The following is an 8505-nucleotide window of genomic DNA, read 5'->3' on the forward strand; positions in this document are numbered from 1 at the left end:
TCGGCGTCCTGGTCCTCACCGTCGGTGCCGGTGCCGGTGTCGGCGCCTGGCACAGTCTGAGCCAGTGCCGGCAGTGCGCCAACGATCATTGCGACGGGAGCGAGACCGAAAAGACTGAGCAGGAGGCGCAGAGCAAAGCGGCGACGATGATTCACCATTGAGTGAACTCCGCGAGGTCAACCTTTGCGCCGCGGTTCGAGCTGAACGCTTCTAAAGAGTCGGCATAAGAGTCGAACGAGCTGGGAGCTAACCGCCAGTCGTCCCCCGTCCACTCGACCGACAATCGGATGGTGGCACCGTTACCGGGGTTGTTGCTGGCTGGACTGAACAGATCGACCACGGCGTAGGAATCGGTCATATCCGCTACCCGATATGCCGTGGGCCGGAAATCCGTTGTGCGGCATGGCTCGCCCAACGACTCACGAAACTCCGGCTTTAAGTCAAAAACCTCCGAGGTCGCCACGATGCGTTCCGCCTCCGGCAAGGTGAGTCCGGTTGCCACGGAAACCGCTCGGGGCTGGTCTGTCGTCGCAAGCGAGGTGGACGACAACCCAACAGCTGCGGCCGCCGCGCCCAGCTCGGTCTGCTCATAGCCACTGACATGCAGGACCCCGGTGTCGAGGAACGACGAGCGGGGTCCGTCCGAGGTGAACGGGATTGGCACACACGCCGGGGCCTGCCACACGACCTCTCCTTCGGGGGCATTCTCCGGCAGCGGTTCACCCGCGTTGTTGTCGGGCCGATGCGTCTGCGCATTCTCTGTGGCTGCGTCCACAAACACCGGCGCTGAGCTGAACCGCTCGGTGAACCAGTCTGTTTCGGTGACAGGCGGGCTGGGCGGAGTGCTGGCGGTCTCGTCCTGGTCCTCATCATTGGCGCATCCTGACAGCAGCAGGGTTGCGCTGGCCGCTATCGCGGCCCCTCGGGTCAGGTGACGGTTCATGCTGAGCCTCCTAGCTCGGCTGGGTCAGGCGGGCGGATCGAACGCGGTCGCGTTTTCCGGTGGGGCCTCTACTGCACGTAGCTCTGGGGTCTGCGGGTTGTTCGGAAGTTGCAGTCGCCAGTCCTCGCCGTCCCACATCATCTGCCGACGCTGCTCAGTCATTGAGCCGTCGTACTGACGCCAGTAGAGATGTACCTGCGCCTGCTGTATGGGGTCGGCCGGCTCAACTACCCACGCCTCTAGCGTGGGTACGCGGTCGGCGGCCGGCTTGCCGAGTTTCAAGCCGGCGCGGGCAGCGGCCCACTGCTTCCGGCCGTCGTCGTCTACCGTCACTTCGTTAAGCACCGCACCGAAATCAGAATCGCCGGCGGTGTCCAGTGCCACCGAGTAGTGCGCGGCGGCGAGAGCTGCCCCGAAACCGGACTGCTCGAACCCGCCAGGGGCTTGCCCCTCGGTGTCGGTAGGACCAGCCTCGGCCGACGGCACCGAGAACCCGCCACTGTCACTCCACGTGACGGTCTGGTCTTCGGCCTGGGCGGTGCCGTCGGGGTCTGGTCCGCCACACGCCGCTACGACGAGTGCAGCGGCCGCGACGACTACCGCCGCCCGGCTGGTCTTGCCGTTTATCCCACTAGCCATTCCGCGATCCTTACTGCGTTGGCGGCCACGGCCACACACCCGACGATTACGAGCACTCGAACAAATGAATCTGTGACCGTGACGTCCGAGCGCCACATGATCCACACGAGGAAGATTCCCGCCACGCACATCGCGAGGCTTACCCAAGACACCCACGCAAGGAGCACATTGAGTTCCTGGAATACGGCCTCCACGAGTTATCCGCCCCAAGTCCAGTTCACGATGGTGGCGGCAGCGGACGCGATGATGCCGCCAACCACAACCCAGGCGAGAGTCTTCTTTGGCTTCGACTCGTCCTGGGACGGATCTGTATAGGCCCATGCAAGCCATGCGCCACATACGATCAGCAGGCCGACGGAGATAGTCGGCACCGCCCAGGCCAAAACGCCGAGGATTCGTGAACCGACCTCGGCAAATGGCCCCGCATCTGGCGAGGGCTGCTGAACCTGAGCAAGGACAGAGTAAAGCATCTGATGGTCTCCCAATTCCGTAGGGGGGATGTATCTAGTCTACTGCAAAAACGTACTAGACGAAATGTTCGCTCGGTGGTGTCTCTGCTTCTTCTGCGGCGGCGGCCTCCATATCGTGATCGCGCACTATGTCGTCCACAATCGCGGTGAACAACGACAAGAACGGCTTCGGCAAGGCCGGCCCGCCCTTCCCTGCTGCCCCTCGAAAGTCCCATCGAGGAAGCTCAGCCAGCGGGCGCCGGGCCGCGGCAGACCAGTGAGGCACACGGCGTAGCGTCGCGTCGCGGTCGTCGTCCAAAATCGGGATGAACCGAGCGGTGACAGGCCGGGGCCTCTTGCGTTCGGTACCGCGTGTCGCCAGGGCGGCAACCCTCCATCCGTGCTGGATCGCGGTCTCGCGCAGTGCGACCGCTGCGGATGCCTGCTCAACCCCCTCGGTCGCCAGGATCACAGTCCACGGCGATGCCTCGGGCGGCGGCGGCGACGACAGTGCAGACGCAGACAGCTCGCGGGCCGACTCCCCGAACAACGTGGTGAAAGTGGTGACACCGGCACCGCCGCCGGCACCAACAACATTGATGAGATGCGTCATCAGTAACCCCTTCCGTTGGTGATCGCCACATGCGCGCCAGCTTGGGTGATACCGGCCAGGGGCGAGTTGGCCGGATAGGCAGGATCGGCCAGCAGTCCGAGCCGCTGTGCGGCGGTGTAGTCCTCGTTCCCGCTGACCGTCCGTGAAGCGGCGTCGCTGACAGAAATGGGTTCTCCCGTATAGCCGCCGCCCGTATTGGCGACCGTGGTCAGCTCATAAGCCTCGACCTTCGGTGCAGGCCCAGCCGGGACAACCGCACCCTCGGTGTCCCGAAGGTATTCGTCGGTCGGCGCCGGCCCGGCCGAGACCGCTTGTGTCCTGGGCTGGGGCGGCGCGATTGACTCGGCCGCTGTGGTCGTAGCGGAGCTGGGCGGGGTGCTGGCCGCTTCCGTGGTCGAGCTGGTGGACTCGTCGCCGTCTTCCTGGTCCACGTTCGCCGCTGCGGTATCTCGCACGGCCGCGGCGAGCCAATCGGCAAGAACCTCAGTGACGGATTCACCGCTGGCCGAAATCGGAATCGAACGGTATCCGTCGGCGGTCGCGAGGCGATCCCACGTACGGGCGGCGGCGATCAGCTCGGGAAGCTCGGCGTTGTCAGTGATGTTGCTTGTCAGTGCCTCGAACAGCGCAACCAATCGGGGGCCGAGGGAGCGCGGTTCGATGAGTTTGAGGGCCGACGCTCCGGCGCGAGCTGTCAGCGTCGCGGTCAATTCGGGCGAGGTCGCGCCGCCGGTAATCCCGGCTTCCAACAATGAGGCGATGGTGGCCTCATCTAGCACGTCGCCTGCGACTGTGGTCACGGCATTGATGCCGATGGACCCCGCCCGATTGAGAGCGGCCACAGATGCCTCGACGGTTCCGTCCTGAGCGCCGTCGATCTGCGGGTTTGTACGGATTCGGGGGGTTGCGGCCTGCTCGATCCGCTCAGACACGGAAAATTCACCCGTGGGTGTCAACGCGCCAATGGTGTCGCCTTCCCAGTCTTCGGAAAGCGATGTGGCCACGCCGGTAGCGGCAGTGTGAGTGAGTGACTGCGACACGGCAGAAGCGGCCGCCAGTGGATCACTACTGAAGTCTGTGCCGGCGTGCTCCATGATCGCCACGGCGGCGCGGCCGAGTGCGGCGTTAACCGGCGCAGAGCACGACAAGTCACCAGCCACACAAATCTGTGCCACGCGGCCGGTGAGCGTTCCAAAGTCGTCTATCTGCTGAGCCTCATGGTTGAGGCCGGACCCCTCGGGCATGGTTGCCAGATCGGCGTACAGCTCCACACTGGTTGTCTGCTCAGGCACACCGGTCGAGCGCTGCGGAACGCTGCTCCTGGTCGTGCTGCTCGATCCGCGGCCGGACGAGCTGCCACCGAACAGCGAAGAGCTGCCCGACCCTCGGGAGCCGGCCGCACTGCTGCGCTCCCCCTCCCACGAAACCGGCGCGGACTGACCTGGTACACCGGGGAACAGACTTTGGCCTGCGGCACGGGTGGGGTCACTGATGGTCGCGGCAAACGCGACCGACTCGTCTGGAATGACGGCGTTGCCCTTACCGATTTCGGAGGCGAAAACGGACACAAGGTGGCCGCCTTGCCCCTGCCCCAAGAGCACTAGCTTGGTGTCGGGGCACTGCGAGACGACACGGTGAGAAATCTGGGTTAAGCGCGCGTACCCGTCGGTGAGGGTCTGCGAGTAAGCAGACGAGGGGTCGTCGCCTTCCCCTCGGGCCTTGTAGGGAATATAGATCGGCTCAAATGAGGCGGCGCTGTCACCGGCAACCGGGTTCACTACATCGGTGAAGATGCCGGACCCGTTTCCGGTCGGCAGCTCCGCATCGTGACTGGACGGGACCGGGATCACGGCTGTCACTGCTGCGCATTGTGCATCGAGGTTGTCGGCCATGTCTGCGGCCGCGTCGTTCGCATCGGTGCTCGTGGCGGGTGTCTCGGTCTCTTGCGCGGCAGCTGGCCCAGCGGTCGCCAGAGGAACCGCGAGGGCCGCCGCGACTGCGACCACTGTCCGTACTCGTCTCATGCCCTGCTCCTATTCGGTGGACGCATCAGTGAAGATGTAGCCGCTTCCGCGCCTTTCGATTTCGTAGGTTCCATACCAGGTCTCACGGACCTTTTGGTCACCCTGCTGCCACCACGACACTTCAGTGGCCCACCAACCGCTCTCGGCCGGGGCGACGGTCAGACACCAAGCAGCACGGCCTTCGAGGTCCGCGAGTGAATCGTCAATGGTCGCTTGGAAGCCGTCAGCGTCATATCCCTCGTCCCACAGCTCGGCAACAGCGGCGCCGTCCCGAAGGTCGAAATAGCGGTGCTGGAACTCTGCGATGAGGGTTTGAGGGCTGGTGACCTCGCCGCCCTTGCTGGTCGTGAGAGTGTCACCACTGTCGTCCTCGACGCACTGCGGCGTGGACCCGCCGCCGGTCGTGGTGCCAGGGTCGTTGTCCTGGTCCTCGGGGTCCGTGGTCGCGGCTGGTGCCGGGGCGCTCGTGGGTGGCGGCACAGCGGCCTCGAACGGGTCTGGCTCGTCGGCGGTGCCGGCGAACCGTGTGACGGCCACGACCATCACCGCAACAACAATGACGCCCGCCAGGACCATCGCGAAGGTAAATGCAGAAAACCGCCGCTTGGGCGGGACGGCCCCGTCCTGGTCCTCACCATCGACAGGGCCGGCGGGGCGCTGAGCGCGCCAGCGGTCGAGCCAATCTGTCCATGCTTGGATTGGCTGCTGGCCGTCCGTCTCGTCGTGATCGTTCTCTGTAGCCATAGTCTCGTTTACACTCCGAGGTATCGCGGGAAGTGCAAATATGCACTATGCGCGATGTTATCACGCATAAAGCCAATTCCTCAGTGTGTCAAGGTTTTCGCCCAGCTCGGCAGCAAGAAATCGACTGGTGGCCCCAGCGTCCACCAGCCGGCGCGCCACCTCGTTCCGCTCCCGGGCAAGCGCGTTGGAGGCGGCCTGTTCCTCGTGCATGGCGAGTGTGGCGGCCTTGATAGCCGGAAGATAGCCGCCCGGCGGCTCGGCCACCGGCTCAGCCTCTGACGATCGCAGCAGGTTGTACACGCGGCCGGTAGTCAGATCGGCCGCTGTAGATATGTCACTGACGGATACGCCAGCAGTGCGAGCAGCGACGATGAGGGATTCGCGCTGCGCGGTGGCATCGAGGTGCCGAGTTCGTGCACGACGACACTCGGCGGCGAGGGCTAATAGTCTGTCGAGGTCATTCATGCACCCACGGTAGCGCACTAGATACGACTCATACTGCCGCCCACAAAAGGACTACCAATGCGAAGTACGGTGCCGCCTATCCGCACTACCGGCGACGAGCACGCACCCAGACCTAGAGGTCCGCCTTGATCTGATAGATACGCGCCCTAGACAGGCCAGAAGCCCTCGTAACCACAGGGATGGGGACACCCAGGGCAATCGCACGACGAACAAGCTCGGTGCGCTCACTGATCTTGGCGTCGAGCGCCTGCTGGGCCACCTCAACCGCCGTCCTGGCCTTCCCCAGGTCGGCCGTCAGGGCATCGGAACCGAGGGAGAAAATCGCGCCCATTGTGGCGCTCCGCACTTCGTCTACGACATCCCTCGGGATGCACTCTCTGTCGATAACCCGCTCCTGGGTGTTCTCTAGCATCTCCAGAAATACCTCAGCCGATCTACGGGCAGCCTCCAGATCAATGTCGAAGCTATCCACCAGCTCGGCGGCGAGGTCGTCTACGGTCCAGGTGCCCATAGCGCGAAAGTCTACCGGGTAGACTTGGGGAATAGCGACTAGACAGCGAGTGGCGCGGGCGCCAGCGGCGCCGTTAGTAGCGGTCAGCCAGCGCCCCGGCCCCGATGGAATGTAGCCAGTCCTTGACGTGGGTTATCTCAGGCTCGGGCATTTGGTGCAGGAACTGATCGGCCGCCCCGGCACCGGCGGCGAGGGCGACTGAGCCGCCGATCAGACCTGCACCGATGATGAGTGCTACGAGTTCCACGGAGTCCTCTTTCTGGATTCTGGTAGCCGCCCTGAGCGGCGTCGGCTCGGTAACAGTATCCGCCACACTCGCACAGCGCGGTAGCGCTACTGGGCGGGCCGGGTCTCGCGGTTGAGCTTCGCGCAGTACGCCTCGGCGCGCTGGCGGGGATCATCCTGCCGGTCACGCTGTCGAAAGGTGGTCTCGATGCGTCCGACCTTACTGTCGATGATGCTGTACTCGGCACCGGCCACGACCACCTCGAGGAAGTACCTCTCGCCCCTGCGCTCTGCCTCAACCTGGTGCGAGCTGACGTTCCGCGCTAGTGCCTCGCGAGCGTTGCTCCAAGAGGTCTCTTCCCGTGACATTTGGTTCTCCTTGTGTACCTGGTGCGATTCCGTCAATCCCTGACTCGCGGGGATGTTCGGTGTGTAGCAGATCAGTCGGACGCTTGCCCGGCGGTGAGCGATTCGCGGCGTTTGGTTTCGCGTCGCATGGCGCGGCCCTGGTCGAGCAGCAGCTCGAAGAGATCGTCGGTCGGGGCTTCACTGGCGGCGCGGGTGAGGTCGGCGGCAGTGCGGGCGAATCGTCGGCGGTAAGCGGCATCGAGCACGTCGGCGGCAAGAGTGCGCAGGCCGACGGCGGGTGTGCCAAGCAGGGTCACAGTCTGTAGCGCATCGACCAGGAGCCGACCGTGATGGCCTGCAACGCGGCCGGCGGCGGTCAGAGCAGCCAAAACGCGCGGGGCGTGGTGAGGTTCGCCGGCTGTGATGAGGTCCGCGGTGACCTGAAATAAATCGCCGTACCGAGGGTTAAGGAAGTCGGTGGCGGCCAGGTGCCCGGCAACGTGGGTCGCCTCGGCGGCTTCGGCGGTGTGCAGCAGGGCGCAGAGCAGCGCGGCCTCGGGGTCCAGCTCGGGCACCGTTGGGGCGGCGTCGGCGGCCGCCAGGTCGTCAACGTCTACCGGATCGGCGGTTGCCTGACGGTCCTCGGCGCTCATGGTCTGCATTGTCTCGCCCCTCCCCTACTGGTGGATAGATCAGGCGTCGGCGCGCTCGGCGCGGACGATGGTGTCGAGGACTGTGAGCACGACGGCTTGCGGGAGCGAACTCCGGTCCAGCGGCCGCCCCTGCTCTCGCTCGATGCGGCAGAGATACACGTCTACGGCATCCGAAACCTGGTCCCACGGGTAGATCCGTCCGGTTACGGAACTGAGGGCGGCGAGAACCTGGTCTTCGGCCTGGGCCTGGGTGCAGGTGGTCATCATGGCGTGCTCCTTGTCTTGTCGGTGGGCCTGTGGTGCTGACGGACTAGCTTGCAAGCGCTTTGAGCCGGTCGGGCCGGTAACCGGTCCAATGCTCGTCTCCGTCTACCTCCACGACGGGCGCGGCGGCATATCCGAGGTCGTTAATAAGGTGATCGCGCGCGGCCGCGTTGGCGGGGTCGTTGAGGTCAACCTCAACGAAAGCGACCCCAAGCTCGGTGAGCTTGCGCTTGGTGGCGGTGCACTGCTGGCACGCTGGCGCGGTGTAGACCATGACAGCGCGGCCGCCGTCGGGCGCCTCTTCCTCGCGCAACTCTGCGTCGGTGTAGGTGGTGGCGAGCTGCCCGACGTGTAGGGCGTACCGGGTCGCGCGGTCGCCGGCCTTTCCGGTGGTGTCCGCCTCGCGTGCCACCTGGGCGGCCAGCTCCGCCGTGTCGGCCAGCTCGCCACGACGGTCTATCTTGGCCTCGCGCTCGGCTGCCTGGAAGGCCGCGTGCGCAGCCTCAACCGCCAAAGCCGCGGCCCGCTCGCAGTCGCCCTGGTCGAGGGCGACCTCAGCCATAGCGGCCAGCTCGGCGGGGGCGTAGGTGGTGTTCATGGTGTTCCTCCCTCTCTCTGTTGGTGTAC

The 8505-nt window shown here is 65.0% G+C and carries 13 protein-coding genes; all 13 read right to left on the reverse strand.

Features of this window, described 5'->3' with window-relative positions:
• Nucleotides 1-151 precede the first annotated feature (151 nt).
• Nucleotides 152-943: a DUF8175 domain-containg protein gene (locus G6016_RS08825; protein ID WP_182632290.1), complete on the reverse strand. Its 792-nt coding sequence runs from the start codon at nt 941-943 to the stop codon at nt 152-154.
• A gap of 24 nt (nt 944-967) precedes the next feature.
• Nucleotides 968-1582 carry a DUF8175 domain-containg protein gene (locus tag G6016_RS08830; protein WP_182632291.1) on the reverse strand — a complete coding sequence of 205 codons (615 nt, stop codon included), beginning with the start codon at nt 1580-1582 and terminating at the stop codon, nt 968-970.
• A gap of 197 nt (nt 1583-1779) precedes the next feature.
• Nucleotides 1780-2052 (reverse strand): TrbC/VirB2 family protein, encoded by a 273-nt coding sequence (locus tag G6016_RS08835; RefSeq protein ID WP_182632292.1) that lies wholly within the window; start codon nt 2050-2052, stop codon nt 1780-1782.
• Nucleotides 2053-2107: 55 nt separating this feature from the next.
• A complete protein-coding gene (locus G6016_RS08840) occupies nt 2108-2644 on the reverse strand; it encodes a hypothetical protein (protein ID WP_182632293.1) in 537 nt (178 codons plus the stop codon).
• On the reverse strand, nt 2644-4536 hold the full coding sequence (locus tag G6016_RS08845) for a cutinase family protein (RefSeq protein ID WP_182632294.1): 1893 nt from the start codon (nt 4534-4536) through the stop codon (nt 2644-2646). The genes G6016_RS08840 and G6016_RS08845 overlap by 1 nt, the downstream gene beginning before the upstream one ends.
• 141 nt (nt 4537-4677) lie before the next feature.
• Nucleotides 4678-5412 (reverse strand): DUF8176 domain-containing protein, encoded by a 735-nt coding sequence (locus G6016_RS08850; RefSeq protein WP_182632295.1) that lies wholly within the window; start codon nt 5410-5412, stop codon nt 4678-4680.
• A 60-nt stretch (nt 5413-5472) separates the two neighbouring features.
• Complete coding sequence (locus G6016_RS08855) at nt 5473-5877, reverse strand: hypothetical protein (protein ID WP_182632297.1); 405 nt, start codon at nt 5875-5877, stop codon at nt 5473-5475.
• 112 nt (nt 5878-5989) lie between these two features.
• A complete protein-coding gene (locus tag G6016_RS08860) occupies nt 5990-6388 on the reverse strand; it encodes a hypothetical protein (RefSeq protein ID WP_182632298.1) in 399 nt (132 codons plus the stop codon).
• Between the two features lie 73 nt (nt 6389-6461).
• Nucleotides 6462-6635: a hypothetical protein gene (locus G6016_RS08865; RefSeq protein WP_182632300.1), complete on the reverse strand. Its 174-nt coding sequence runs from the start codon at nt 6633-6635 to the stop codon at nt 6462-6464.
• 86 nt (nt 6636-6721) lie between these two features.
• A complete protein-coding gene (locus tag G6016_RS08870) occupies nt 6722-6982 on the reverse strand; it encodes a hypothetical protein (RefSeq protein WP_182632301.1) in 261 nt (86 codons plus the stop codon).
• Nucleotides 6983-7053: 71 nt separating this feature from the next.
• Nucleotides 7054-7614, reverse strand: coding sequence for a DnaB-like helicase N-terminal domain-containing protein (locus G6016_RS08875; RefSeq protein ID WP_182632302.1), 561 nt, complete (start codon nt 7612-7614; stop codon nt 7054-7056).
• 39 nt (nt 7615-7653) lie between these two features.
• Nucleotides 7654-7881 carry a hypothetical protein gene (locus G6016_RS08880; RefSeq protein WP_182632303.1) on the reverse strand — a complete coding sequence of 76 codons (228 nt, stop codon included), beginning with the start codon at nt 7879-7881 and terminating at the stop codon, nt 7654-7656.
• Between the two features lie 43 nt (nt 7882-7924).
• Nucleotides 7925-8505 (reverse strand): glutaredoxin domain-containing protein (locus tag G6016_RS17880; protein ID WP_338403561.1); only part of this gene is annotated, 581 nt, incomplete at its 5' end.

It is taken from the genome of Dietzia aerolata (assembly GCF_014144865.1).
Lineage (GTDB): Bacteria > Actinomycetota > Actinomycetes > Mycobacteriales > Mycobacteriaceae > Dietzia > Dietzia aerolata.